The organism is Streptomyces sp. NPDC111516 (assembly GCF_055635345.1).
On sequence record NZ_JBVKBV010000004.1, the window covers coordinates 205,455 to 229,497 of the forward strand.

A 24,043-nucleotide genomic window follows, 5' to 3' on the forward strand; every position below is an offset into this window, starting at 1 on the left:
GGGCCTGTTCCGCCGGTTGCGGCCGGCCCGCGCGTCCTTGCGCTGGAAGATCGCCGCGCTGGCAGCGGCCACCGCCTGCCTGGTCGTAGCGGCGGTGGGTGTGCTGGTGCACGTGTGGACCGCGCAGGACATCCGCGACCGGTCTGAGGGGCAGGCACTCAACTCCGTGTACTCGGCCATGGACGTCTACCGGCGTACCGGCACTTTGGCGGACGGTGCCGAGCTCGACCCGGCCGAGTTGCCCGCCGCACTGCGACACCCGGCCGACAACAGCCGGCATGCGGCCTACGACGGGCGCGTCGAGGGAAGTCTGGGGCCGAGCGTCTGGGCCGCCCAGCGGACCGCCGGACCGGGCAGCCCGGTCCTTGCCGTCCAGGTCAACATGAGCCCGAAGCTCTACGGACTGCGCCGGCTCGACGTGACCATGACGTTGGCCTCGCTGGTCGCAATTGCGGCGGCCACGCCCCTGGCCGTCTACGGGGCCGGGCTGCTCGCCCGCAGGCTGCGGCGGGTCTCCGAGATTGCGAGCCGGATCTCCGCCGGAGACCTCGACGCCCGGACCGGCCCCACCAACGGGCGCGACGAGGTGGCCGACATCGCCGCCACCGTCGACCTCATGGCCGACAGCCTCGGCCAACGGCTGCGCATCGAGCGGCAGTTCACCGCGGACGTGGCCCACGAGCTGCGCACCCCCGTCGGCGGTCTGCTGGCCGCCGCCGACCTGCTGCCGCCCGGTGAGACGGAGGACCTGCTCCGCGCCCGGGTGCGCGATCTGCGCGCCCTGGTCGAGGACCTCCTTGAGATCTCCCGCCTGGACGCCGGCGCCGAACAGCCCAGCCACGCCCGGGTGCCGCTCGGCGCAGTCGTCTCCGAGGCCGTGGCGCGCACCGGCTTCGACACCGAGGTCACCGTTGCCGGGGCCGCCGGGAGCGTGGAGACCGACCCTCGCCGCCTGGAGCGGATCGTCAGCAACCTCGTCGTCAACGCCCACCGGCACGGGGACACCCCGGTGGGGGTCACTGTCGAGGGGCGTACGGTCGTCGTGCGCGACCACGGGCCCGGCTTCCCCGCGGACCTGCTGCTCCACGGCCCGCGCCGCTTCCACACGGGCGCCGCCGAGCGCGGCTCGGGCCACGGCCTGGGCCTGACCATCGCCCTGGGACAGGCCCGGCTTCTCGGCGCCGAACTGCGCCTGGACAACGCCCCGGACGGCGGCGCCGTCGCCACCCTGCGCCTGCCGGACTGACCGGCCGACCCCACCCCCTACAGAACTGCTACGAACCGGCGCGGACGCCGATACACGGTGGCTCAGGCCCCGATACGTTCCCCGGACACCCTTCGAAGTGCACCCTTCCGCACCGAAGAGGAGTCCCCCGTGACCACCACCCCCCATTCCCCGCACGCGCTGCACACGATCCCCGGGAGCGCGGCCGCCACCACCGACCTGTCAAAGGTCTACGGCAGCGGCGACACCCGGGTCGTAGCCCTGGACCGGGTCAGTATCGGCTTCCGTGAGGGCGAGTTCACCGCGATCATGGGCCCCTCCGGCTGCGGCAAGTCCACCCTGATGCACTGCGCCGCCGGGCTCGACTCGCCCAGCTCCGGCTCCGTACGCATCGGCACCACCGAACTGAGCACGCTCGACGACCGGCAGCTCACCCAGCTGCGCCGTGACCGGATCGGCTTCATCTTCCAGGCGTTCAACCTGCTGCCGACGCTGACCGCGCTGGAGAACATCACTCTGCCGCTGTCCCTCGCCGGACGTCGGCCCGACCCGCAGTGGCTGGATCGTGTGGTCTCCATGGTCGGCCTTTCCCAGCGCCTCGACCACAGGCCCGCACAGCTGTCCGGCGGGCAGCAGCAGCGCGTCGCGGTCGCCCGCGCCCTGGCCTCACAGCCCGCAATCGTCTTCGGTGACGAGCCCACCGGCAACCTCGACTCGCGCGCCGGAGCCGAGGTCCTCGGCTTCCTGCGCGACTCGGTACGCGAGCTGGGCCAGACCGTGGTCATGGTCACCCACGACCCCGTCGCCGCCGGATACGCCGACCGCGTGGTCTTCCTCGCCGACGGCCGCCTGGTCGACGACATGACACGTCCCACCCCGGACCGGGTGCTGGACCAGATGAAGAACTTCGACCGCTCACACACCAAGTGACCCGCCTCACCCCAGGACCGAACCCGCCAACAGCTCGCATCCGCCGAGCCCACGTCCCCGGAAGCCACCCATGCTGAGAACAGCTCTGCGCAACACCCTGGCGCACAAGGCCCGTCTGATCATGACCGTCCTCGCGGTCTGCCTGGGGGTCGCGTTCGTCAGCGGCACCCTTGTCTTCGCCGATACCACCGCCGAGGCCCACCGTGCCGCCGCGTCGAAGAACTTTGCCGACATCGCGGTCACCGTGACCGCGAAGGCGCCCTCGCCCGAGGCCCCCGCGGACCAGCAGGCCGACGTGCTCGACGATGCGCTCGCGCGGAAGCTGGCCGACGTGCCCGGTGCCGCCGCCGTGCGCCCCTCCGTCGACGGCTCGGCCGCCCTGAACGCGGCGGACGGCACTCCGCTGCGGGTCAGGCCGGGGGCGAACCCGGCCGCCGCCTACGTACCCGGCCCGGACGGCAAGGACAGCCGCTACCCCCTGGTCGAGGGCCGGGCCCCGAGGAACGGCGGTGAACTCGCCGTGGACAGCGGCACCGCCGCCGCAGGCCACTTCCGTATCGGCGACACGGTCACGCTGGCCACCGACGGCCCGGTCATGACCAAGCGACTCGTCGGCATCGTCACCACCACCGACACCCGCGTGACCGCCGGCGGCACCCTCGCCCTGTTCGACAAGGCGACCGCCCAGAAGCTGTTCGTGTCTCCGGGCCACTACACCGGGATCGATCTGTCCGCCGCGCCCGGCACCGACCAGTTCGAACTCGCCCGCCGGGTCACCGACGTGCTCCCGGCCGACCGGGCCGAGGCCACCACCGGCGCCGCCCAGGCCGACCAGCAGGCCATCCTCGTAGACACCCTGACCCGGGGCTACCAGAAGCTGCCGATGGTCTTCGCCGGGGTGTCGCTGTTCATCGGCTCGTTCCTCATCGTCAACACCTTCACCATGCTCGTGGCGCGGCGCACCCGTGAGATCGCGCTGCTGCGGGCGATCGGCGCCTCGCGCCGCCAAGTCGCCCGCTCCGTCCTCGTGGAGGCCCTCCTGGTCGGCCTCGTCGCATCGGCGGCCGGTTTCCTGCTCGGCCTCGGCATCGCCTCGGTGCTGCCCTACGTCCTGAGCACCGGCGGAAAAACACTGCCCCACGGCCCCCTGGTGATCGGCCCGCGCTCTGTCTTGGCAGCGCTCGGCGTGGGTGTGGGCGTCACCGTCCTCGCCGCGTGGCTGCCGTCCCGCAGGGCGGCGAAGGTCGCACCCATCGAGGCAATGCGCGCGGCTGGACAGCTGCCCTCCGCCACCCGGTCCCGGATCCGCGGCATGGCGGGTCTTGCCCTCCTCGTCCTCGGCGCCGGTTGGCTGGTGTCGCTCACGGGGGCGAAGGACGCCTCGGAGGAGAACCTGCGGAACGCGATGGCCGGCTGCGCCCTCCTCGTCGCCTCCTTGATCGTGCTCGCGCCGCTGTTGGCCGTCCCGGTGATCCGGCTGATCGGACGGCTGACCAGCTGCTTCGGGATCACCGGCCATCTCGCACGGGAGAACGCGCTGCGCGACCCACGGCGCACCGCGGCCACCGCCGCCACCCTGCTGATCAGCACCGCGCTGGTCACCGGGCTCGCCGTCATCGGAAACTCCACCGGGCAGGCCCTCGACCGCCAGGCCGCGGCCGGGCTCGGCGCCGACTACGTGATCAGTACCCGCAGCACCATGTCCGGTATCGACCCTGCCGCCGCACGGCGGGTGGCCGACACCTCCGGGGTGCGGACCGCGAGCGCCGTCACGGACTCCACCCTGGTCACAGGCGGCAGTGTCCGGGAGATCTCCGGCGTCGACCCCGACACCGTGAACGCCGTCATGAAACTCGACTTCGTCAGCGGCTCCGTCAAGGACCTGGGGCCGGGCCGGATCGCCGTTTCCAGCACCATCGCACGGGAACACGGCTTGACCACGGGCAGCCGACTGAGCGCCAGCATCGGCCGGAACCAGGACCTCAAGCAGTACACCGTCGTGGGTGTCTACAAGGACAGCCCCATCGCCCGCGACGCGCTGGGCGCCCGTACCGAGGTGGCACAGAACAGCTTCATGCCCGACTCCATCCAGCGCATCCTCGTCCGCACCGCCGACGGCGCGGTCTCGAAGACCACAGAGCGGCAGCTGCGCACCGCCGTGGGCAACAGCCCGCTGCTGAAGGTGCAGGACCGGGAGCAACTCGTCCACGAGGCCGCCGGCACCATGGCCGACCTGCTGAACGTGATGTACGGGATGCTCGGCATCGGCGCCGTGATCGGCGCGCTCGGCATCGTGAACACCCTCGCCATGTCGGTCGCCGAACGCACCCGCGAGATCGGCGCATTGCGCGCCATCGGCATGGACCGCGCCGGCATCCGTCGGATGATCCGCCTGGAGTCGGTGACCGTCGCCGCGTTCGGCACCCTCCTTGGCCTGGCGGGCGGCCTGTTCGGTGCCTGGGCGGTCGGACCGCTGGCCAACGGCGCGATGGAGCAGTACTCCCTGGCACTGCCCTGGCAGACACTGCTCCTCGTATGCCTGCTGTCCCTCGCGATCGGCGCGGTCGCGGCCGCCGTCCCGGCCCGCCGGGCAGCCGCCCTGAGCCCGCTGGAAGCCGTCGCGGAGGCGTGACGCACGGGTCGAACTCCGCGCAGTCCGTACTGACAGCGAGACATCGACTTCCGTGGGCCGGGACCGGATTGCCCATGGCTACTCCGTGAGCGACATCCCGCTCTCGCAGTCGCGGCAGTTGCCGGGGGTGGGGGAGCGGAAGGCGCGGTCGCAGTGGTCGCAGTTCTGGAGCGGGGTGGGCTGGTGGGTGGGGGTGGGAGGAGGTGGGTGAGGCGGTGTCGGAGGAGTTTGGCGGGATGTTTGAGGGGGTGGGGGAGGTCGTTGGTGAGGGTGTGGCGGATGGCGGTGGGTGTGGCGCCGCGTTCGTACCAGGCGACGACGGCGGGGGCGAGGTGGTGGATGTCGCGTTCGGTGAGGGTGAGTTGAGGTGTGTTGCGGTGGAGGTCGGTGAGGAGGGCGACGGCGGCGTGGTGGCGTTGAGGGAGGGGGGTGTGGGGTTGGGGGAGTGGTGCGGGCGGGGTCCTGGGTGCGGTGGGGGCGGGGACGTGGGGCGGTGACGGGGGTACGGGTGCCGGGGCCGGGCGGGTGGGCTTGTGGCGTCGTTCGGGTGCGGGGACGGGGTGGGCGTTGTGGGAGCCCGGTTGGTTGTAGGAGCAGGTGCGGGTGATGACGCGGCCGTTGGGGAGGCGTTCGCGGGTGCGTTTGAGGTAGCCGTGGGCTTCCAGTTCGCGCAGTGCGGCAGCGATGCGGGCTTCGCTTTCCGGGAAGCGCTCGGTGAGGGTTTTGATGCCGACCTTCGCCCCGGTGGGGAGCGACTGGATGTGGGTGGCGAGGCCGATCGCGAGGAGGGAGAGCTCGCGGTGCTGGGCGAGGTGATTGCCGACCACGGTGAAGCGGGTGGTGTGGCGGGTGTTGATGTGCATGACGCCGGACGAGGGCGTGGCGTCTCTGGGAACGGGAGACGGGGCGCGCGAGGGCGCGCTAACCTGCTGGGTATCCATCGGGAAGGTCTCTTCTTCCTCGGTGGTCAGGCCCTCGATCGGGATTGCGAGTCCCGGCCGGGGGCCGACGCATGTCTGGGGTTGTGAGGGCGAGCATATGCCTGCCAACCGAGCGGAAATCCAGTCGAGTTGGTGATCCTCACTCGTGTGAGTGACGGGGCCCTGTGTGTGCCCCTGCGTGAGGCCGGGGTAGGGGTTGGGGTTGGTTGGGTTGGGAAGTTTCTTCTCTCCAAAGCCTTGAAAGCCTTTTACGTCGGGGCGCGCCGGGTCGCGGTTCACCGGGACGTGACACACCGGGTCGCGACTGTCACGATCCGGTGAGGGCTACCTCCGCCCAGACGGTTTTGCGCGGGAACGGGCCGACCTCCACGCCCCACCGGATGGCGACCGCCTCGACGAGCAACAGCCCGCGCCCCGCCTCGGAGTCGTCGTTCCGTTCAGAGAGGCGGGGCAGTACGTCCCCGCGAGCGTCGGCGACCTCGATACGGAGCGTGTCCCCGGTGACGGTCAGCGCGATGCGGAAGTCCCGCCCCGGCACGCACCCGTGCAGCGCGGCGTTGGACGCCAGCTCGGCGATGACATGCCCGGCGTCCTCCAGCGGCAGCCCCCAGGAACGGAGTTGCTCGGTCGCGAGGAGCCTGGCGAGTCGGGCACCCCGACGGGTGGCGGAGAGCTGCACGGCGAACTGCCCGCTGCGGGCACGCGGTTGGGTGATTTCTCGGTTCACGTCACTCAGCGTGGCCGCAGGTGCCTACTCTGAACAGCAATGACGTGCGTACGGACAGTGACTGTCCAACGGTTGTACGGGTCTGTCCATCCGGTACGGCGTCGACGCGAAACGGTGCGGGCACGGGTGGAAGCGGGTGTCGTATGGCGAGCGAGGACAACCGGGGCAACGGAGACAACGCGGCGGACGGCCCTGACTGGGAGTTCGACGTCGAGGACGACTCGGGCGCGGTGATCGCGGCGGTCGGCCGCCAGATCCGGCTCTGGCGCGAGGCGGCCGGGCTGCGTGCGGCGGAGCTGGGTGCTGCGATCGGCTACGGGGAGAACCTGGTCTACAAGGTGGAGGTCGGGAAGCGCATTCCCAAGCCGGAGTTCCTGGACAAGGCGGACGAAGTCCTGGGCGCGGGCGGCAAGATCGCCGCGATGAAGCAGGACGTGGCGGAGGCGCGGTACCCGAAGAAGGTCCGTGATCTGGCGAAGCTGGAGGCGAATGCGGTCGAGATGGGCGCGTACGCCGGTGATGTCGTGCACGGTTTGCTCCAGACCGAGGAGTACGCCCGAGCCCTGTACAAGGAACGGCGCCCGGCGTACACCGAGGACCAGGTGGAGCGCTTGGTGGCCGCGCGCATGGCCCGCCAGTCGGTCTTCGCGCGATGCCCTGCCCCTCTGCTGACATTCGTTCAGGAAGAGGCGTCGCTGAGGCGGCCGATCGGAGGCAAAATGGTGTTGCGCAGGCAGCTCGAACACCTGCTAGAACTGAGTGCGTTGAGGCATGTCGAGATCCAGATCATGCCGATGGACACGGAGGAGCATGCGGGGCTGGCCGGTTCGCACCGGGTGCTTAAGTTGAGTGACGGCATGGCTGTGGGGCACAACGAGGTCCAGCTCACCAGCCGCCTGATTACCGATCCCAAGGAGGTACAAATCCTTGAGATGCGGTACGGCCTGATTCGGTCCCAGGCACTCACGCCTCGGTTGTCACGGACCTTCATCACGGAATTGCTGGGAGAGACATGAGTGCCAAGCCCTCGGCCGGAAGTACTTCCGGGCTGACGTGGTTCAAGAGCAGCTACAGCAGCAATGACGGTCCTGACTGCGTGGAGGTCGCGGAGACCGCAAGCACGATCCACGTACGCGACTCCAAGAACCTGCCGGGCGGCCCCCGGCTCGGCTTCGGGCCGCGCGCCTGGGCGGAGTTCGTCACGTACGCCTCCGGCAACTGACCACCGCGCCCACCGGCGCCCGCCTCGTTCCCGGTCGCCCTGGGGGCGGGGCGGTAACGGTGCTGACAGCGCCTCCGACGTGACTGCCGCCGCCGTCACCGCCACGCCGCGAGCACGTCTTCGGGCCCCCAGTGCGCGGCCAAGCCCTCCGCTGCCGCACCCGTCGGCGGCCGGCGGCTGACCGCGATCAGGGCCGCGCCTTCCGCGCCCGGCACCTGCTGTGCCGCTGACGCGAGCTCCGTCAGATCCCTTGCCCCGAAGGGTGTCTCGTCGCGCCACTTCACCGATCCGACGAAGAAGACGCGACGCGCCACGGGCTGCGCGTCCGCGCCGACGAGGTCGATCTCCGGGTTGTTCCGGCGGTTCCACCAGCCGCCCACCTCGGTCGCCTCGGGGAACAGACCGTCCGGCACTCTGCGGGCCAGTGCCTCCCTGATCACCGGCTCCACCGCACGGCCTCGCCAGGACGGCCACGACCGATGGATCCGGGCGGCCGATACGTCCCCTCTGCCTCTCTCCGCCTGCGCGACGGCGTTCTCCAGATGTGCCAGCCAGAAGCGCAGGTAGGTGTCGGCGATCCGGTAGCGCTTGAGTTTCGGGGCGGGCCGGGTGGCCAACGGAAGCTCCGCGGCCACGATCTTCTTCGCCTCGATGAGTTCGGTCAGTATCGGGGCGAGCGTGCCGTGCGCCAGTGGACGTCCATCGGGTCCTCCCGTACTTGCGGCGATGCCGGAGAAGGTCCGCTCGCCGGAACCGATCGCACGCAGCACCCTGCCGGCCTGCAACCGTGCGGGAAACTCGGCCGCGAGGGAACGCTCGCCCGTCGTCAGCAGCACCGACGATGGGTCCTCCACCTGGCGTGTCAGATAGTCGGCCACCGACTCACCGGTCCGCCAGTCGGTCACGACCTCGGGGAAGCCTCCGGTGACCAGGTACGCGTCCAGCGCGTCCGCGGCATCGAGCGCGGTGGAATCCTGTACGTCCACAGGGTTGAGCGGCCCCACGGTGTACTGGCCCGCACGCCCGTGGAAGGGATGCTCGTACGACGTCAGCCGGTCCATCATCGCGAGATCGGAGCCGAGGAGCAGCAGGAGCACGGGCTTCGCGGACAAGTGCATGTCCCAGGCGGTTTTGAGCGCCGCGTCGAATCCGGCGTCGGCCTCTGCCAGCCAGGGGACCTCGTCCAGCACGAGAACGACCGGCTCGTCCGCGGGTAGCGCCGCGGCCACCGCGGCGAGCGTCCGGACCCAGTCATCGGGAGCGGCGGCCTGCCCCAGGGTGGCCCCGTGTTCCCTCATCCCGTGCCCCCCGGCGACCGCGTCGAAGAGCGCCCGCCGGGCCAGTGGCGCGGGCTGGCCGCGGGTTGCCTGGAAGAACACGTACGGCAGTCCCGACCGTGCACAGAACTCCTGCACCAGCCGGGTCTTGCCGATCCGTCGCCGACCCTTGATCACCAGAGCCTGCCCCGCACTGCCGCCCGAAGCCGCCCTGACTTTGTCCAGCCAGGATTCGAGGATGCGCAACTCGCGACTGCGTCCGGTGAAGGCCATCAGCATCCCTGAAGTAGGAGCGGTTCAAAGTATGTGTCGTTCCTACTTTACGACTCGGCTTCGGGTCCCCCGCATCCGGACTTGCGGCCCGGACGTCCGGCCGCACGCTGGATCGGGGGGCCCGGCAGCACACCCGAGAGGACAGCACGTATGCCCACAGTGATCACGCGTGACGGTGTCGACATCTTCTACAAGGACTGGGGTCGGGGTCGCCCCGTCGTCTTCATTCACGGCTGGCCCCTGAGCGGGGACGCCTGGCAGGACCAGCTCAAGGCGGTCGCGGACAACGGGTTCCGCGGCATCGCCCACGACCGGCGCGGTCACGGCGCTTCCACCCCGGTCTGGGACGGCTACGACTTCGACACCTTCGCGGACGACCTCGACGACCTGATCACCCAACTGGACCTGCGGGACGTCACGCTGGTCGCGCACTCGATGGGCGGCGGCGAACTCGCCCGCTACATCGGCCGTCACGGAACGGACCGGATCAGGTCCGCGGTGCTGCTCTCGGCGATCTGTCCGCTGATGCTCCAGGGCCCAGACAACCCCGAGGGCGTACCGCAGTCGGCCTTCGACGGCATCAAGAACGGCATCCTCGCCGAGCGTTCGCAGTTCTGGAAGGACACCGCGGTCGCCTTCTTCGGCGCCAACCGCGACGGCAACAAGGTCACCCAGGGCAACCAGGACGCCTTCTGGGCCATGGCCATGGCCGAGACCATCGAGGGCGGCGTCGCCTGCGTCGACGCCTTCGCGGCCACGGACTTCCACGAGGACCTGAAGAAGTTCGACATCCCCACGCTCGTCGTGCACGGTGATGACGACCAGATCGTCCCCATCGACGCCACGGGCCGCAAGACCGCCCAACTCGTCCGGGACGCGACCCTCAAGGTCTACGAAGGCGGCCCCCACGGCATCGCCGTTGTGCCGGGCTACAAGGAGAGGTTCAACAAGGACCTCCTGGAGTTCCTCAAGCGCTGAACCACCGGTTCGCCGGGAAGAGTCGGGCCGTGTTCGGGGCGACGACGCGGCTTCAGGGCCACGCCCCGGCTTCCTCCCGCTCCGGCCGGGCCGGCGCACCACACCTGATTTCTGCCGCCCCGTTCGCCTTCTGCGACGATGCGAAGACCAGGGGAGAGCGACCAGGAAGGGAACGGTATGTGCGGAATCGTCGGATACGTCGGTGGGCAGTCGGCGCAGGACGTCGTCGTCGCGGGCCTCAAGCGCCTCGAATACCGGGGCTACGACTCGGCGGGCATCGCCGTCCTGGCGGACGGCGGTCTCGCCGCCGCGAAGAAGGCGGGCAAGCTCGTCAATCTGGAGAAGGCACTGGCCGAGGCCCCGCTCCCGGCCGGGACCACCGGGATCGGGCACACCCGCTGGGCCACCCACGGCGCCCCCACCGACACCAACGCCCACCCGCACCTCGACAACGCAGGCCGTGTCGCCGTCGTGCACAACGGGATCATCGAGAACTTCGCCGTGCTGCGCGCCGAACTCGCCGAGCGCGGCCACGATCTGGCCTCCGAGACCGACACCGAGGTCGTCGCCCATCTCCTCGCCGAGGCGTTCTCGTCCTGCGCCGACCTGGCGGAGGCGATGCGGCAGATCTGCAGGCGCCTGGAGGGGGCCTTCACCCTCGTCGCCCTGCACGCGGACGCGCCCGGCACGGTCGTCGGGGCCCGGCGCAACTCACCGCTCGTGCTGGGGGTGGGGGAGGGCGAGTCGTTCCTCGCCTCCGATGTGGCCGCGTTCATCGCGCACACCCGCTCCGCGATCGAGCTGGGCCAGGACCAGGTGGTGGAGCTGCGCCGGGAGGGCGTCACCGTCACCGACTTCGACGGGCGGCCCGCCGACGTCCGTGAGTACCACGTGGACTGGGACGTCTCCGCCGCGGAGAAGGGCGGCCACGACTCCTTCATGCTCAAGGAGATCGAGGACCAGCCCAAGGCCGTCGCCGACACCCTCCTCGGGCGGATCGACGGCGCGGGCACCCTCCACCTCGACGAGGTACGGATCCCGCCCCACGAGCTCCGCGACATCGACAAGGTCGTCATCGTCGCCTGCGGCACCGCGTTCCACGCCGGGATGATCGCCAAGTACGCCATCGAGCACTGGACCCGGCTTGTCTGCGAGACCGAGCTGGCCAGCGAGTTCCGTTACCGCGACCCGATCCTCGACCACCGCACCCTCGTCGTCGCGATCTCGCAGTCCGGCGAGACGATGGACACCCTGATGGCCCTGCGGCACGCCCGCGAACAGGGCGCGAAGGTCCTCGCCATCTGCAACACCAACGGCTCCACCATTCCCCGCGAGTCCGACGCCGTGCTCTACACGCACGCCGGGCCCGAGGTCGCCGTCGCCTCCACCAAGGCGTTCCTCACCCAGCTCGTCGCCTGCTACCTCGTCGCCCTGTATCTCGGACAGATCCGCGGTACGAAGTGGGGCGACGAGATCCGGACCGTCATCCGCCAGCTCTCCGAGATCTCCGGCGCGGTCGAACGGGTCCTTCAGACCATGGAGCCCGTGCGCGCGCTCGCCCGCTCCCTTGCCGACCACGACACGGTGCTCTTCCTGGGCCGCCACGTCGGCTACCCCGTGGCCCTGGAAGGCGCGTTGAAGCTCAAGGAACTCGCGTACATGCACGCCGAGGGCTTTGCCGCCGGTGAGCTCAAGCACGGGCCGATCGCGCTCATCGAGGACGGTCTGCCCGTCGTCGTGGTCGTGCCCTCGCCGCGCGGCCGGTCGGTGCTGCACGACAAGATCGTGTCGAACATCCAGGAGATCAGGGCCCGCGGCGCGCGCACCATCGTCATCGCCGAGGAGGGCGACGAGGCGGTCGTCCCGTACGCCGACCATCTGATCCGGATCCCCGTTACGCCTACGCTGCTTCAGCCGCTGGTGTCGACCGTGCCGTTGCAGGTGTTCGCCTGCGAACTGGCGACGGCCCGCGGCAACGACGTGGACCAGCCGCGCAATCTGGCGAAGTCCGTGACCGTGGAGTAGCGAGAGTTGAGGGAACACGCGTGATCATCGGGGTCGGGATCGATGTGGCCGAGATCGAACGGTTCGACGCGGCGCTGAAGCGTACGCCGCACCTGGCCGACCGGCTCTTCCTGGAGAAGGAGTTGCTGCTGCCCAGCGGCGAGCGGCGCGGTGTCGCCTCGCTCGCCGTGCGGTTCGCCGCCAAGGAGGCCCTCGCGAAGGCGCTCGGCGCGCCGGGCGGCCTGCTGTGGACGGATGCCGAGGTGTACGTCGAGGACAGCGGGCAGCCCCGGTTGCGGGTCCGCGGCACGGTCGCCGCGCGCGCGGCCGAACTGGGCGTACGGCACTGGCACGTATCGCTCAGCCACGACGCGGGGGTGGCGTCGGCCGTGGTGATCGCGGAGGGTTGACCACATGCGTACCGCGTACAGCGTTCAGACCGTACGGGCCGCCGAGCGAGCCCTGATGGCCCGGCTGCCGGACGGCGCCCTGATGCAGCGCGCCGCGGCGGGACTCGCGGCGGCGTGCGCCGATGTGCTGCGGCGGCGCGGCCGGGTGTACGGGGCCCGGGTCGTCCTGCTCGTCGGCAGCGGCGACAACGGGGGCGACGCGCTGTACGCGGGCGCCCGGCTGGCCCGCCGCGGCGCGGGCGTGCGCGCCGTGCTCACCTCGCCCGGCCGCGCCCACGAGGGCGGGCTCGCGGCGCTGCTCGCGGCGGGCGGGCGCGTGGCGGGCGGGGACAAAGACACAGCCGGGGACCCGTTCGCGGCCTCCTGGGGCGGGCACGTCGATCTCGTCGTGGACGGGATCACCGGCATCGGCGGGCGCGGCGGGCTGCGCCCGGAGGCCGCCGCGCTGGTCAGGGCCTTCGAGGCGACCGGCGCGGCCTTCGTCGCCGTCGATCTGCCCAGCGGCATCGAGGCGGACACCGGCGAGGTGCTCGGCGACGCGGTGCGGGCCGACGCGACCGTCACCTTCGGCACGTACAAGCCCGGACTGCTCATCGACCCGGCCGCCGGCCTGGCGGGCGCGCTGCACCTCGTCGACATCGGGCTCGGCCCGGAGTTGCCCGACGTGCCCGGCCTGGAGGCCTTGCAGTACGCGGACCTGGCCGCGCTCCTGCCGGTTCCCGGCAGCGAGAGCGACAAGTACCGGCGCGGTGTCGTCGGCATCGTCGCCGGGTCGGCGCGTTATCCGGGAGCGGCGGTGCTGGCCGTCTCCGGGGCGCTGCGGGGCGGTGCCGGAGCGGTGCGGTACGTCGGCCCGGGCGCCGGCGCGGTGATCGCCCGCCATCCGGAGACGCTGGTCCATGCGGGGCCGCCGTCGAAGGCGGGGCGGGTCCAGGCCTGGGTCGTGGGACCGGGGCTCGGTGACGGTACGGAGGCCGTGGAGGCGGTCCGTGACGTGCTGGAGGCGGACGTTCCGGTGCTCGTCGACGCCGACGGGCTGCGGCTGCTCGACGCCACCGCCGTACGCGCGCGCACCGCCCCGACCCTCCTCACCCCGCACGCCGGTGAGGCCGCCGCCCTGCTCGGCGTCCCACGCGAGGAGGTCGAGGCGGGGCGGCTCGCCGCCGTACGGGAACTGGCCGCCCGCTTCCGCGCCACGGTCCTGCTCAAGGGGTCGACGACGCTGGTCGCCACCGACGCCGGACCCACCCCCGTTCGGGTCAATCCGACCGGCACCTCCTGGCTGGCCACGGCCGGCAGCGGCGACGTCCTCTCCGGCCTGACCGGCTCCCTGCTGGCGGCGGGCCTCGCCCCTCGCGACGCCGCGTCGGCCGGTGCGTATCTGCACGGCCTGGCCGCCCGGCACGCCTCGGACGGCGCGCCCGTCGCCGCGCAGGACGTCGCGGAGGCGATCCCGGCGGCGTGGCGGGACGTACGGGCCTGAGTGATCCTGGGCGCAGCGGACGCCGACCGGGTCCGAAGGACGCCGACAGGAGGGCCGACCGTGGGCAGCAGCAGCGATGTACGCGTACGCCGGGTGTACGAGCCGAAGGAGGACGACGACGGCACCCGCGTCCTCGTCGACCGGCTCTGGCCGCGCGGCGAGTCCAAGGAGCGGGCCGCGATCGACAAGTGGCTCAAGGACATCACCCCGTCGAACGAGCTCCGCGACTGGTACCACGAGGACCGCACCGGCGCCCGCTACGACGACTTCGTCGACCGCTACCGCGCCGAACTGGCCGACCCCGTCCACGCCGCGGCCGTCGACGAACTGGTGGAACTGGTCCGCGAGGGCGGCCCGGTCACGCTGGTCACGGCGGTCAAGGACGTACCGCACAGCCACGTCCCGGTCCTCGTCGACCATCTGGAACACGAGCTGCGTCACCACTGAGGTGGACGCGCGTGGGCCGGCGGGCCCCCTCGGCGACCGGCCTCTGCCGACCCGCCGCCCGAAGGCTTTGCCGTACGCCTCTGAGAGACTGGGCGCGATGAACGAGACAGCGCCCTTGAGAGCCCGTGCCGAGATCGACCTCGCTGCATTGCGCGCCAACGTGCGTGTACTGCGCGCGCGGGCGGACGGCGCGCAATTCATGGCCGTCGTCAAAGGCGATGCGTACGGGCACGGAGCGGTGCCCTGCGCCCGCGCCGCCCTGGAGGCCGGGGCCACCTGGCTGGGCACCGCGACGCCGCAGGAGGCGCTCGCCCTGCGGGCGGCCGGGCTCGGCGGCCGGGTGATGTGCTGGCTGTGGACGCCGGGCGGGCCCTGGCGCGAGGCGATCGAGGCCGACATCGATGTGTCGGTCAGCGGGATGTGGGCCCTGCGCGAGGTCGTCGCCGCGGCCACGGAGGCCGGAATTCCGGCCCGTATCCAGCTCAAGGCCGACACCGGCCTCGGGCGCAACGGCTGCCAGCCCGCCGACTGGCCCGAGCTCGTCGCCGCCGCCCGCACCGCCGAGGAGGCGGGCACCGTCAGGATCACCGGCCTCTGGTCCCACTTCGCCTGCGCCGACGAACCGGGTCACCCCTCCATCGCCGCCCAGCTGAACGTCTTCCGCGACATGGTCGGGTACGCGGAGAAGGAGGGCGTCGACCCCGAGGTGCGCCACATGGCGAATTCCCCGGCGACGCTGACGATCCCCGAGGCGCACTTCGATCTCGTGCGGCCCGGGATCGCGATGTACGGCATCTCGCCCAGCCCCGAGCTGGGCACCCCGGCCGACTTCGGGCTGCGCCCCGTCATGACGCTCATCGCGTCGATCGCCCTGGTCAAGCAGGTGCCGGCCGGTCACGGGATCAGCTACGGACACCACTACACGACCTCCGCCGGGACCACCCTCGGCCTGGTGCCGGTCGGCTACGCGGACGGTATCCCGCGCCATGCCTCCGGCCGGGCCCCCGTCCTCGTCGGCGGCGTCTGGCGGCGGATAGCGGGCCGCGTGGCCATGGACCAGTTCGTCGTCGACCTCCACGGGGACGAGATCGAGGTGGGCAGCGAGGCGGTGCTCTTCGGCCCGGGGGACCGGGGCGAGCCGAGCGCCGAGGACTGGGCGCAGGCCGCCGGCACGATCGCGTACGAGATCGTCACCCGGATCGGCAGCCGTGTGCCCCGCGTCCATCTGCATGCAACCCCGGCCGAGTCCTGACCGAACAAGCGCCCCTGACCAGGCACGATCTGAGCACGACCGGAACAGACCGGCCCTGACCTGACGGATACGACCGACGAGGAGCGCGGCACGGTGAGCGAGATCAGCGCGGGGGACGCGGTGACGGACGCCGCCACGGCGGTCGGCTGGCGCCGGGCGGGGATCGCCGGAGCCGCCATAGGCGTGATCGCGGCAGGCGCGGCCGCCGGTGTCGCCGTCGAGCGGCTGACCGTGGGCCGGGGCATGCGCAGGCGGGCCAGGCTGGCGCTGGACGCCTCGGGACCGTACGGCTCGCTGCGCGGGCTGCCGGGCCGGGCGAACGCCGACGACGGCACGGAGCTGTACTACGAGGTCGACGAGGTCGACCCCGACGGCGGTACGGGGGCCGCCGGGAGCGGTGAGAGCGGTGCGACCGCTCCAGGTACCGCCACGGGGGCCGCCGGCACGCGCCGCCGCAGGCTCTTCGGCCGCAAGGCGCCCGCGCCCGTCACCGTCGTCTTCAGTCACGGCTACTGCCTCAGCCAGGACTCCTGGCACTTCCAGCGGGCGGCGCTGCGCGGTCTGGTCCGCACCGTCCACTGGGACCAGCGCAGCCACGGCCGCTCCGAGCGGGGCCGGGCCCAGGCGGACGGGGTGACGGTCGGCATCGACCAGCTCGGCCGCGACCTGAAGGCGGTCATCGACGCGGCCGCCCCCGAGGGCAGGCTGGTGCTGGTCGGGCACTCGATGGGCGGCATGACGATGATGGCGCTCGCCGAGCAGTACCCCCAGCTCATCCGGGACCGGGTCGCCGCCATCGCCCTCGTCGGCACATCGAGCGGGAAGCTCGGCGAGGTCAGTTTCGGGTTGCCCGTCGCGGGGGTGAACGCGGTGCGGCGGGTGCTGCCCGGGGTGCTCAGGGCGCTCGGCTCCCAGGCCGAACTGGTGGAACGGGGCCGGCGGGCGACCGCCGATCTCTTCGCCGGGCTGATCAAGCGGTACTCGTTCGGTTCGCGGGACGTCGACCCGGCGGTCGAGCGGTTCGCCGAGCGGCTCATCGAATCCACCCCGATCGATGTGGTCGCCGAGTTCTACCCGGCGTTCACCGAACACGACAAGAGCCACGTCCTGCCCGCGTTCCGTGACGTCCCGGTGCTGATCCTGGCAGGCGACAAGGACCTGGTGACGCCCAGTTCGCACAGCGAGGCCATCGCGGACCAGCTCCCGGACGCGGAACTGGTCATCGTCCCGGACGCCGGTCATCTGGTGATGCTGGAACACCCGGAGACGGTGACCGACCGGCTGGCGGACCTGCTGGTGCGTATCGGGGCGGTGCCCGCCGCGGCCGACGTCGGCGGGCATGGAAGTAACGTTGGCGGACATGGAAGCACCGCACAACAGCCTGGCGGCTGAGGCCGACGCGGCCGCCGCGCCGGGCACCGTCACCGTGAACCTGGCCGTCGAGTCCCCCGAACAGATGCAGGCCCTCGGCCGCCGGATCGCCGCTGTCCTGCGCCCCGGCGACCTCGTGATGCTCTCCGGGGAGCTCGGCGCCGGCAAGACGACGCTGACCCGGGGGCTCGGCGAGGGCCTCGGGGTGCGCGGCGCCGTCACGTCCCCCACGTTCGTGATCGCCCGCGTCCACCCCTCGCTGACCGGCGGCCCCGCACTGGTCCACGTCGACGCGTACCGGCTGGGCGGCGGGCTCGACGAGATGGAGGACCTGGACCTCGACGTGTCGCTGCCGGAGTCGGTGGTGGTCGTGGAGTGGGGCGACGGCAAGGTCGAGGAGCTGTCCGAGGACCGGCTGCACGTGGTGATCCACCGCGCGGTCGGCGATACGGACGACGAACGGCGCTCGGTGACGCTGGTGGGGATCGGGGCGCGCTGGGCGGGGCTGTGGGGGGCGCGCGGGGTGCTGGAGGGCTGATCGCGAGGGCGCTTCCCGAGAGCTCTCCCTCACCTTTCCGACCGTGTGCCGACACTGTGTCGGCAAATTGTTGCGCGGGGCGGGGCGGGCGTGGTCACATGGATGGCGAGAGCGGGTTAGGTCTGCCTAACCATGCCTTCCACCGGAGCCTCAGGAGGCATCCATGACGATGTCCGCCGAACGTGAAGTGCCGCCGCCATCGATGAGTGACCTGCTGGCGGCTTGTGCCGCGGCCACGGCGGTCTCGACGCCGCCGTCCGCCGACCCGGATCCGGCGCCCGCGGACGCCGACGCCGACGTGGAATCCGACGCCGACGCCGAGGGGGCTGAGGCGGGGCTCGAACGCCGGGGGCCTGGTTAGTGCCGTGACCGGCAATGTTTGCCCCGTGAGGAGCGTCGTCCAGTGCGTGCTGGGCGGCGCGACGGGGCAAAGCTTGCCGGGAGGGGCACTAGGTCCTGTCCTAGGGGACGACGACCACCGTCGTGCGTACCGTCGCGAAGTCCCACACCGCGTCCCCATCGGCGCGGGACATCCGCACGCCCCCGGTCTTCAGTGACGGATCCGGGCTCTTCATCGAACCGTCGACCGCCGCGCTGAATCCGACGGACACGCCGTCCACCATCGTGAACCGCACCACGTGCTCGATCATCACGCCGTCCGAGCCCTTCGTGGGGGGCCCCTGGCGCGGGGTGCCCACCTGGTACGTCCCGGGCTGGGGGCTCAGCGCGCTCGGCATGACCGGGAAGGTCCTGACGACCTTCCCGGCTTCGTCGACGAGCCACACCTGGCGGTCCTTCAGGGCGTACACCACGCGCTTCCCGGTGCCGGAGCCGGCCGGGAGCGCGGCCGGCGGCTTCTTTTCCTTCGGCTTGTCGTGGCCGGCGGCGGATGCGCTGCTGGAGACCTTCGGCTTGGGGGCGGCGACGGAGTCGGGGGCGTTCGCCGATGCCTGGTAGGCCAGGAAGCCGACCGCGGCGAGAGCCGCCGCAGTGAGCCCGGCCACGATTCCCGAGCTGCCCCTTGCCACCGTGCGCGCCCCTTTCGCTCTGTATGTCGTACAAGCGTTTAGCTATTACGTCGTACCCGCGTGTTCTCGGTGACGGTAGCAGCCGGGGCCGGTCGTACCGGGACGCCGTACGGGACGCCGTGCCCCCGTCGGAGGAGCCGTAGGCTGTTTGCGTGCTCTTGCTCGCCGTGGATACCGCCACCCCCGCCGTCACCGTCGCCCTTCACGACGGGACCTCCGTCGTCGCCGAGTCCGGCCAGGTCGACGCCCGAAGGCACGGGGAGCTGCTGCTGCCCGCCGTCGACCGGGTCCTCGCCGAGGCCGGGGTGAGGCTCGACGCCGTGACGGACGTGGTCGTGGGCGTCGGCCCCGGCCCGTACACCGGGCTGCGGGTCGGCCTGGTCACGGCCGCGACCTTCGGCTCCGTCCTCTCCGTGCCCGTGCACGGGGTCTGCACCCTGGACGGTCTCGCGTACGCCGCCGGGCAGGCCGGTCTGGAGGGCCCGTTCGCCGTGGCGACGGACGCCCGCCGCAAGGAGGTCTACTGGGCGCGCTACGAGGACTGCCGTACGCGCGTCACGGAGCCCGCCGTCGACCGGCCCGCGGACATTGCCGAGCAGCTCGCCTCGGTCCCCGTCGTCGGGGCGGGCGCGGTGCTCTACCCCGAGGCGTTCCCGGACGCCCGGGGCCCCGAGCACGTCGGTGCCGGTGCGCTGGCCGCCCTTGCCGCCGAGCGGCTTGCCGCGGGCGCGGAACTGCTGCCGCCGCGGCCGCTCTACCTGCGCAGGCCCGACGCCCAGGTTCCGAAGAACTACAAGGTGGTCACCCCGAAGTGACGAGCACGACTGCCGTACTGCGCGAGATGCGCTGGTGGGACATCGATCCGGTGCTGGCGCTCGAACACGAGCTGTTCCCGGACGACGCCTGGTCGGCCGGCATGTTCTGGTCCGAGCTGGCGCACGCCCGCGGCCCGCGGGCCACCCGCCGCTACGTCGTCGCCGAGGACCCCGCCACCGGCCGGATCGTCGGCTACGCCGGGCTCGCCGCGGCCGGCGACCTCGCCGACGTACAGACGATCGGTGTCAGCCGCGACCACTGGGGCGGCGGCCTCGGCTCCGAACTCCTCACCGATCTGCTGAAGCACGCCACGGCCTTCGAGTGCGCCGAGGTGCTCCTCGAAGTCCGCGTCGACAACACCCGGGCGCAGAAGCTGTACGAACGTTTCGGCTTCGAACCCATCGGCTTCCGCCGCGGCTACTACCAGCCGGGCAACGTCGACGCACTCGTCATGCGCCTCCACGTACAAGAGCACGTACCAGAGCACGACGTACAAGGAACAGAGACTGACTGATGGCTGACGAACCGCTCGTACTCGGCATCGAGACCTCCTGCGACGAGACCGGCGTCGGCATCGTCCGCGGTACGACGCTGCTCGCCGACGCCGTCGCGTCCAGCGTCGACACGCACGCCCGCTTCGGCGGCGTCGTCCCGGAGATCGCCTCCCGCGCGCATCTGGAGGCGATGGTCCCCACCATCGAGCGCGCCCTGAAGGAGGCCGGGATCAGCGCCCGTGACCTCGACGGCATCTCCGTCACCGCCGGTCCCGGGCTCGCGGGCGCGCTGCTCGTCGGCGTCTCCGCGGCGAAGGCGTACGCGTACGCGCTGAACAAGCCGCTCTACGGGGTGAACCACCTCGCCTCGCACATCTGCGTCGACCAGCTGGAACACGGCCCGCTGCCCGAACCGACCATGGCGCTGCTGGTCAGCGGCGGCCACTCCTCGCTGCTGCTCGCGCCGGACATCACCAACGACGTACGGCCGCTGGGCGCGACCATCGACGACGCGGCGGGCGAGGCCTTCGACAAGATCGCCCGGGTGCTGGACCTCGGCTTCCCCGGCGGCCCGGTCATCGACCGGCTGGCGAAGGAGGGCGACCCGAAGGCGATCGCGTTCCCGCGTGGTCTGAGCGGCTCGCGCGATCCCGCGTACGACTTCTCCTTCTCCGGCCTGAAGACGTCCGTCGCCCGCTGGATCGAGGCGAAGCGCGCGGCGGGCGAGGACGTGCCGGTACGGGACGTGGCGGCGTCCTTCCAGGAGGCCGTGGTGGATGTGCTCACCCGGAAGGCCGTCCGGGCCTGCAAAGACGAGGGCGTCGACCACCTGATGATCGGCGGCGGCGTCGCGGCCAACTCGCGGCTGCGGGCGCTGGCCGAGGAGCGGTGCGAGCGGGCCGGCATCCGGCTGCGGGTTCCGCGGCCGGGGCTGTGCACGGACAACGGGGCGATGGTCGCGGCGCTGGGCGCGGAGATGGTGGCCCGGAACAGGCCGGCCTCGGATCTGGAACTGTCCGCGGACTCGTCGCTGCCGGTGACCGACACCCACGTCCCCGGTGCCGACGCGCACGACCACGATCACGTGCACGAGATCAGCAAGGACAACCTCTACTCATGAGCGGCACGAGCGGTACGACCGTCGCACTGATGTGGGAGGCGCGCGCCACTGCCGGCCGGGGCCCCGAACTCCTGGAGTGGGCGCGGGCCCGTGCGGCCGAGCTGGCGCGCGAGCCGCTGCGGCGCGAACTGCTGCGCGCCCCGCAGGACCGGGTCCTGGTCCTCACCTGGTGGGAGGCGGAGTACGGCGACGAGCTGCCCGAACTCCCCGAGCCGGACCCGGAGTTGATCACCCGCCCGGTGCACCGGTGGCGCTTCGAGTCGCTGGGGGCCGCCTGAGCTCCTCGAATCCCCCGGCTGATCAGCCCTCGTTGATCGCGTCGGGTCCCCCCGCCCCCTCGACCGCTCCGGTGGCCGACTCATCAGCTGCTCCGGTGGCCGCCCCGGAAGATTCTCAGAAGAATTCCGGTGGAGCTGTCGATCCGGCCGTCTCCCGTTCGACGCAAGGGTGAGAGGCGGGGAAGGACCCCGTCCTCCCGACCGAGGAGTCACCATGCCCCGCTTCATGTCGCTGATCCGCATCGATGAGCAGAACCTCCCGACCGGGAGCCCGGGCCCCGAGTTCGAGAAGCGTATGGGCGCCCTGTTCGAGGAGATCACCAAGGCCGGAGTCATGCTGGAGACGGCCGGGCTCACCCCGACCTCCCAGGGGACCAGGGTCACCTGGTCCGGCGGCAGGCTCAGCTACACCGACGGCCCCTTCACCGAGACCAAGGAGGTCGTCGGCGGCTACGCCATCCTCCAGACCAAGGACAAGGCCGAGGCCCTGGAGTGGACCAAGCGGTTCCTGCAGGTCCACCCGGAGAACTGGACCGTCACCTCCGAGGTCCGCCAGATCGACGAGGCCCCGAGCATCTGACCGCCCCCGCTTGCCGCGTTCCCGCCCGGCTGCTCTGATGAGTGACCGTGACGGCAGCAAGCGCGCAGGCGGCGGTCGAGGCGGTCTTCAGGATCGAGTCCGCGCGGATCATCGCAGGTGTCGCCCGCATTGTGCGGGACGTGGGCATCGCCGAGGAACTCGCGCAGGACGCCCTGGTGGCCGCGCTGGAACAGTGGCCGGAGTCAGGTGTCCCGGACCGGCCGGGCGCCTGGCTCATGGCCACCGCCAGACACCGCGCGATCGATCTCGTACGCCGCAAGGAGACGTACGCGCGCAAGCTCGCCGAGGTGGGGCGGGCCCTGGAGGACGTGCCGGCGCCCGAGCCCCCGGAAGCGGACGACATCGACGACGACCTGCTCCGGCTGATCTTCACCGCCTGCCACCCGGTGCTCACCACCGCGGCCCGGATCGCCCTCACCCTGCGGCTGCTCGGCGGGCTCACCACGGAGGAGATCGCCCGCGCGTTCCTGGCCCCCGAACCGACGGTCGCCCAGCGCATCGTCCGGGCGAAACGGACCCTGGGCCGGGAGGGCGTCCCCTTCGAGGTGCCGTACGGACCCGAGCGCGCCGCCCGCCTCGACTCCGTGCTCGAAGTCATCTACCTGATCTTCAACGAGGGGTACGCGGCGACCGCCGGCGACGACTGGCTGCGCCCGGCACTGTGCGAGGACGCGCTGCGGCTGGCCCGGGTCCTCGCGGGCCTGATGCAGCGGGAACCCGAGGTCCACGGCCTGGTCGCGCTGCTGGAGCTCCAGGCCTCGCGCACCGCCGCCAGGACCGGGCCGGACGGTGCGCCGGTGCTCCTCGCCGACCAGAACCGGGCCCGCTGGGACCACCTGCTGATCCGGCGCGGCGTCGCGGCCCTGGAACGGGCCGTGGCGGCGACGGAGGAGGGCGCCGGTCTCGGCCCGTACACCGTGCAGGCCGCGATCGCCGCTTGCCACGCCCGGGCGGTGACGTACGAGGACACGGACTGGACCACCATCGCCGCCCTCTACGCCCGCCTCGCCGCGATCGCACCGTCCCCGGTCGTCGAGCTGAACCGGGCGGTGGCGGTCTCGATGGCGCGGGGCCCGGCGGCCGGTCTCGCCCTCGTCGACGCGCTGGCCGGCGACCCCGCGCTCAAGGACTACCACCTGCTGCCCAGCGTCCGCGGGGACCTGCTGGCCAGGCTGGGACGTACGGACGAAGCGCGGGCGGAGTTCGTACGGGCGGCGGGACTGACCCGCAACGAACGGGAGCGCGCGCTGCTCCTGGACCGCGCGGCACTTGCGGACCGTGCCGGCCGATGAGTTCCGGGCGCCGGACCGGACGGCACGGCCGCGCGGCCTACGGCACGGCCGCGCGGCCTACGGCACGGCCACGCCCATCGACTCGGCGCCCATCGCCTTCGGCGCGCCCTTCTCGTAGAACTCGTCGAGGTCGACGATCGTGAACCCCGCGGCCGTCAGCATCTCGGTGACCGGCCGGGTCAGGCGGCACCCGGCGAAGAGCCTCCGCTCCAGCGGATCGAGGCGGCGCTGCCAGCGGCGTACGTTCTCGTCCTCCTCCGGCGCCAGACCGTGCTCCAGGAAGTGCAGGGCCGCACCGGGTTTGAGGACCCGGCGCACCTCGCGCAGCGCCGCGTCGGCGTCGGGGATGGTGCACAGCGCCCACGTCGACAGTGCGCCGTCGAAGGTGTCGTCCTCGAACGGCAGGTACCGGCTGTCCAGACAGGCGCGCCGCACCAGGGTGTGCCCCGCGTCGATCCGGTCACGAGCCAGCTTCCAGCCGAGATCGGACGGCTCGACCGCGGCCACTTCGGTGACGGCATCCGGGTAGTACGGAACGTTGTGTCCGGAACCGAACCCGATCTCGATGATCTCGCCGTACAGGCCCTCGCAGACCCGGCGCCGCAACGGTTCGACCTGCTTCATTCCGCCGACGGCATCGGCGATCCGGGGCACGATCCGTTCGGCATAGAACCCCATCGCGAACCTCCGTGTGTCCCTTTCCA

At 71.7% G+C, this 24,043-nt stretch carries 24 protein-coding genes and 1 pseudogene; 20 read left to right on the top strand and 5 right to left on the bottom strand.

Going from position 1 to position 24,043, the window contains the following annotated elements:
• Positions 1 to 4: 4 nt before the first annotated feature.
• The 3 genes from ACZ7L9_RS11270 to ACZ7L9_RS11280 all read left to right on the top strand — a co-directional run bounded on the left by ACZ7L9_RS11270 (position 5) and on the right by ACZ7L9_RS11280 (position 4,787).
• On the top strand, positions 5 to 1,246 hold the full coding sequence (locus ACZ7L9_RS11270; RefSeq protein WP_471414674.1) for a sensor histidine kinase: 1,242 nt from the start codon (positions 5 to 7) through the stop codon (positions 1,244 to 1,246).
• Between the two features lie 159 nt (positions 1,247 to 1,405).
• A complete protein-coding gene (locus ACZ7L9_RS11275; protein ID WP_471414675.1) occupies positions 1,406 to 2,155 on the top strand; it encodes an ABC transporter ATP-binding protein in 750 nt (249 codons plus the stop codon).
• Positions 2,156 to 2,225: 70 nt separating this feature from the next.
• A complete protein-coding gene (locus ACZ7L9_RS11280; RefSeq protein WP_471414381.1) occupies positions 2,226 to 4,787 on the top strand; it encodes an ABC transporter permease in 2,562 nt (853 codons plus the stop codon).
• 78 nt (positions 4,788 to 4,865) lie between these two features.
• On the opposite strand, the pseudogene ACZ7L9_RS11285 reads toward ACZ7L9_RS11280, so the two are convergent.
• Together ACZ7L9_RS11285 and ACZ7L9_RS11290 are read right to left on the bottom strand one after the other, a co-directional pair.
• Positions 4,866 to 5,728, bottom strand: a pseudogene (locus ACZ7L9_RS11285) (helix-turn-helix domain-containing protein).
• Between the two features lie 307 nt (positions 5,729 to 6,035).
• Complete coding sequence (locus ACZ7L9_RS11290; protein ID WP_471414383.1) at positions 6,036 to 6,455, bottom strand: ATP-binding protein; 420 nt, start codon at positions 6,453 to 6,455, stop codon at positions 6,036 to 6,038.
• Positions 6,456 to 6,598: 143 nt separating this feature from the next.
• Here ACZ7L9_RS11290 and ACZ7L9_RS11295 point away from each other — a divergent pair, with 143 nt between their 5' ends.
• Positions 6,599 to 7,471: a helix-turn-helix domain-containing protein gene (locus ACZ7L9_RS11295; RefSeq protein WP_471414385.1), complete on the top strand. Its 873-nt coding sequence runs from the start codon at positions 6,599 to 6,601 to the stop codon at positions 7,469 to 7,471.
• On the top strand, positions 7,468 to 7,677 hold the full coding sequence (locus ACZ7L9_RS11300) for a DUF397 domain-containing protein (protein ID WP_471414387.1): 210 nt from the start codon (positions 7,468 to 7,470) through the stop codon (positions 7,675 to 7,677). Before ACZ7L9_RS11295 ends, ACZ7L9_RS11300 begins: the two co-directional genes overlap by 4 nt.
• Before the next feature lie 95 nt (positions 7,678 to 7,772).
• Here the strand turns inward: ACZ7L9_RS11300 and ACZ7L9_RS11305 are convergent, their stop codons facing one another.
• Positions 7,773 to 9,227, bottom strand: coding sequence for an ATP-binding protein (locus tag ACZ7L9_RS11305; protein ID WP_471414388.1), 1,455 nt, complete (start codon positions 9,225 to 9,227; stop codon positions 7,773 to 7,775).
• 150 nt (positions 9,228 to 9,377) lie between these two features.
• Between ACZ7L9_RS11305 and ACZ7L9_RS11310 the strand changes: the two genes are divergently transcribed.
• The 9 genes from ACZ7L9_RS11310 (at position 9,378) to ACZ7L9_RS11350 (ending at position 18,071) form a co-directional block, all read left to right on the top strand.
• Complete coding sequence (locus ACZ7L9_RS11310) at positions 9,378 to 10,205, top strand: alpha/beta fold hydrolase (protein WP_471414390.1); 828 nt, start codon at positions 9,378 to 9,380, stop codon at positions 10,203 to 10,205.
• A 177-nt stretch (positions 10,206 to 10,382) separates the two neighbouring features.
• On the top strand, positions 10,383 to 12,230 hold the full coding sequence (gene glmS, locus ACZ7L9_RS11315) for a glutamine--fructose-6-phosphate transaminase (isomerizing) (RefSeq protein ID WP_471414391.1): 1,848 nt from the start codon (positions 10,383 to 10,385) through the stop codon (positions 12,228 to 12,230).
• Positions 12,231 to 12,250: 20 nt separating this feature from the next.
• Complete coding sequence (locus ACZ7L9_RS11320; protein WP_471414392.1) at positions 12,251 to 12,619, top strand: holo-ACP synthase; 369 nt, start codon at positions 12,251 to 12,253, stop codon at positions 12,617 to 12,619.
• Positions 12,620 to 12,623: 4 nt separating this feature from the next.
• The gene (locus tag ACZ7L9_RS11325) at positions 12,624 to 14,102 is read left to right on the top strand and encodes an NAD(P)H-hydrate dehydratase (RefSeq protein ID WP_471414394.1); all 1,479 of its coding nucleotides are present in this window, start codon (positions 12,624 to 12,626) and stop codon (positions 14,100 to 14,102) included.
• 60 nt (positions 14,103 to 14,162) lie between these two features.
• Complete coding sequence (locus ACZ7L9_RS11330; RefSeq protein ID WP_471414395.1) at positions 14,163 to 14,549, top strand: DUF488 domain-containing protein; 387 nt, start codon at positions 14,163 to 14,165, stop codon at positions 14,547 to 14,549.
• 97 nt (positions 14,550 to 14,646) lie between these two features.
• Entirely contained in the window at positions 14,647 to 15,801 is a 1,155-nt protein-coding gene (alr, locus tag ACZ7L9_RS11335) for an alanine racemase (protein WP_471414397.1), read from the top strand.
• A 93-nt stretch (positions 15,802 to 15,894) separates the two neighbouring features.
• Entirely contained in the window at positions 15,895 to 17,193 is a 1,299-nt protein-coding gene (locus ACZ7L9_RS11340; protein ID WP_471414398.1) for an alpha/beta fold hydrolase, read from the top strand.
• On the top strand, positions 17,162 to 17,710 hold the full coding sequence (gene tsaE / locus ACZ7L9_RS11345) for a tRNA (adenosine(37)-N6)-threonylcarbamoyltransferase complex ATPase subunit type 1 TsaE (protein ID WP_471414399.1): 549 nt from the start codon (positions 17,162 to 17,164) through the stop codon (positions 17,708 to 17,710). Before ACZ7L9_RS11340 ends, tsaE begins: the two co-directional genes overlap by 32 nt.
• 163 nt (positions 17,711 to 17,873) lie before the next feature.
• A complete protein-coding gene (locus ACZ7L9_RS11350) occupies positions 17,874 to 18,071 on the top strand; it encodes a hypothetical protein (protein ID WP_471414400.1) in 198 nt (65 codons plus the stop codon).
• 100 nt (positions 18,072 to 18,171) lie between these two features.
• Here ACZ7L9_RS11350 and ACZ7L9_RS11355 read toward each other — a convergent pair whose 3' ends face one another.
• Positions 18,172 to 18,738, bottom strand: coding sequence for a hypothetical protein (locus tag ACZ7L9_RS11355; RefSeq protein ID WP_471414402.1), 567 nt, complete (start codon positions 18,736 to 18,738; stop codon positions 18,172 to 18,174).
• Positions 18,739 to 18,890: 152 nt separating this feature from the next.
• Between ACZ7L9_RS11355 and tsaB the strand changes: the two genes are divergently transcribed.
• From tsaB to ACZ7L9_RS11385, 6 genes are all read left to right on the top strand, one after another.
• On the top strand, positions 18,891 to 19,553 hold the full coding sequence (gene tsaB, locus ACZ7L9_RS11360; RefSeq protein ID WP_471414404.1) for a tRNA (adenosine(37)-N6)-threonylcarbamoyltransferase complex dimerization subunit type 1 TsaB: 663 nt from the start codon (positions 18,891 to 18,893) through the stop codon (positions 19,551 to 19,553).
• Positions 19,550 to 20,068, top strand: a complete 519-nt coding sequence (gene rimI / locus ACZ7L9_RS11365; protein WP_471414406.1) for a ribosomal protein S18-alanine N-acetyltransferase — start codon at positions 19,550 to 19,552, stop codon at positions 20,066 to 20,068. Before tsaB ends, rimI begins: the two co-directional genes overlap by 4 nt.
• Entirely contained in the window at positions 20,068 to 21,168 is a 1,101-nt protein-coding gene (gene tsaD / locus ACZ7L9_RS11370; RefSeq protein ID WP_471414408.1) for a tRNA (adenosine(37)-N6)-threonylcarbamoyltransferase complex transferase subunit TsaD, read from the top strand. Before rimI ends, tsaD begins: the two co-directional genes overlap by 1 nt.
• Positions 21,165 to 21,446, top strand: coding sequence for a hypothetical protein (locus tag ACZ7L9_RS11375; RefSeq protein ID WP_471414409.1), 282 nt, complete (start codon positions 21,165 to 21,167; stop codon positions 21,444 to 21,446). The genes tsaD and ACZ7L9_RS11375 overlap by 4 nt, the downstream gene beginning before the upstream one ends.
• A 214-nt stretch (positions 21,447 to 21,660) precedes the next feature.
• Positions 21,661 to 22,026 (top strand): YciI family protein, encoded by a 366-nt coding sequence (locus ACZ7L9_RS11380; RefSeq protein ID WP_471414411.1) that lies wholly within the window; start codon positions 21,661 to 21,663, stop codon positions 22,024 to 22,026.
• A gap of 41 nt (positions 22,027 to 22,067) precedes the next feature.
• A complete protein-coding gene (locus ACZ7L9_RS11385; protein ID WP_471414413.1) occupies positions 22,068 to 23,339 on the top strand; it encodes an RNA polymerase sigma factor in 1,272 nt (423 codons plus the stop codon).
• Positions 23,340 to 23,396: 57 nt separating this feature from the next.
• Here the strand turns inward: ACZ7L9_RS11385 and ACZ7L9_RS11390 are convergent, their stop codons facing one another.
• Entirely contained in the window at positions 23,397 to 24,017 is a 621-nt protein-coding gene (locus tag ACZ7L9_RS11390) for a class I SAM-dependent methyltransferase (protein WP_471414414.1), read from the bottom strand.
• Positions 24,018 to 24,043: the final 26 nt, after the last annotated feature.

What these genes read in the sequence shown, in the direction of transcription:
- ACZ7L9_RS11280 (WP_471414381.1), top strand. Translation starts at nt 2,226, where the DNA reads ATGCTGAGAACAGCTCTGCGCAACACCCTGGCGCACAAGGCCCGTCTG.
- ACZ7L9_RS11295 (WP_471414385.1), top strand. Translation starts at nt 6,599, where the DNA reads ATGGCGAGCGAGGACAACCGGGGCAACGGAGACAACGCGGCGGACGGC.
- ACZ7L9_RS11300 (WP_471414387.1), top strand. Translation starts at nt 7,468, where the DNA reads ATGAGTGCCAAGCCCTCGGCCGGAAGTACTTCCGGGCTGACGTGGTTC.
- ACZ7L9_RS11305 (WP_471414388.1), bottom strand. Translation starts at nt 9,227, where the DNA reads ATGGCCTTCACCGGACGCAGTCGCGAGTTGCGCATCCTCGAATCCTGG.
- ACZ7L9_RS11310 (WP_471414390.1), top strand. Translation starts at nt 9,378, where the DNA reads ATGCCCACAGTGATCACGCGTGACGGTGTCGACATCTTCTACAAGGAC.
- glmS (WP_471414391.1), top strand. Translation starts at nt 10,383, where the DNA reads ATGTGCGGAATCGTCGGATACGTCGGTGGGCAGTCGGCGCAGGACGTC.
- ACZ7L9_RS11325 (WP_471414394.1), top strand. Translation starts at nt 12,624, where the DNA reads ATGCGTACCGCGTACAGCGTTCAGACCGTACGGGCCGCCGAGCGAGCC.
- alr (WP_471414397.1), top strand. Translation starts at nt 14,647, where the DNA reads ATGAACGAGACAGCGCCCTTGAGAGCCCGTGCCGAGATCGACCTCGCT.
- tsaE (WP_471414399.1), top strand. Translation starts at nt 17,162, where the DNA reads ATGGAAGCACCGCACAACAGCCTGGCGGCTGAGGCCGACGCGGCCGCC.
- ACZ7L9_RS11350 (WP_471414400.1), top strand. Translation starts at nt 17,874, where the DNA reads ATGACGATGTCCGCCGAACGTGAAGTGCCGCCGCCATCGATGAGTGAC.
- tsaD (WP_471414408.1), top strand. Translation starts at nt 20,068, where the DNA reads ATGGCTGACGAACCGCTCGTACTCGGCATCGAGACCTCCTGCGACGAG.
- ACZ7L9_RS11375 (WP_471414409.1), top strand. Translation starts at nt 21,165, where the DNA reads ATGAGCGGCACGAGCGGTACGACCGTCGCACTGATGTGGGAGGCGCGC.
- ACZ7L9_RS11380 (WP_471414411.1), top strand. Translation starts at nt 21,661, where the DNA reads ATGCCCCGCTTCATGTCGCTGATCCGCATCGATGAGCAGAACCTCCCG.
- ACZ7L9_RS11390 (WP_471414414.1), bottom strand. Translation starts at nt 24,017, where the DNA reads ATGGGGTTCTATGCCGAACGGATCGTGCCCCGGATCGCCGATGCCGTC.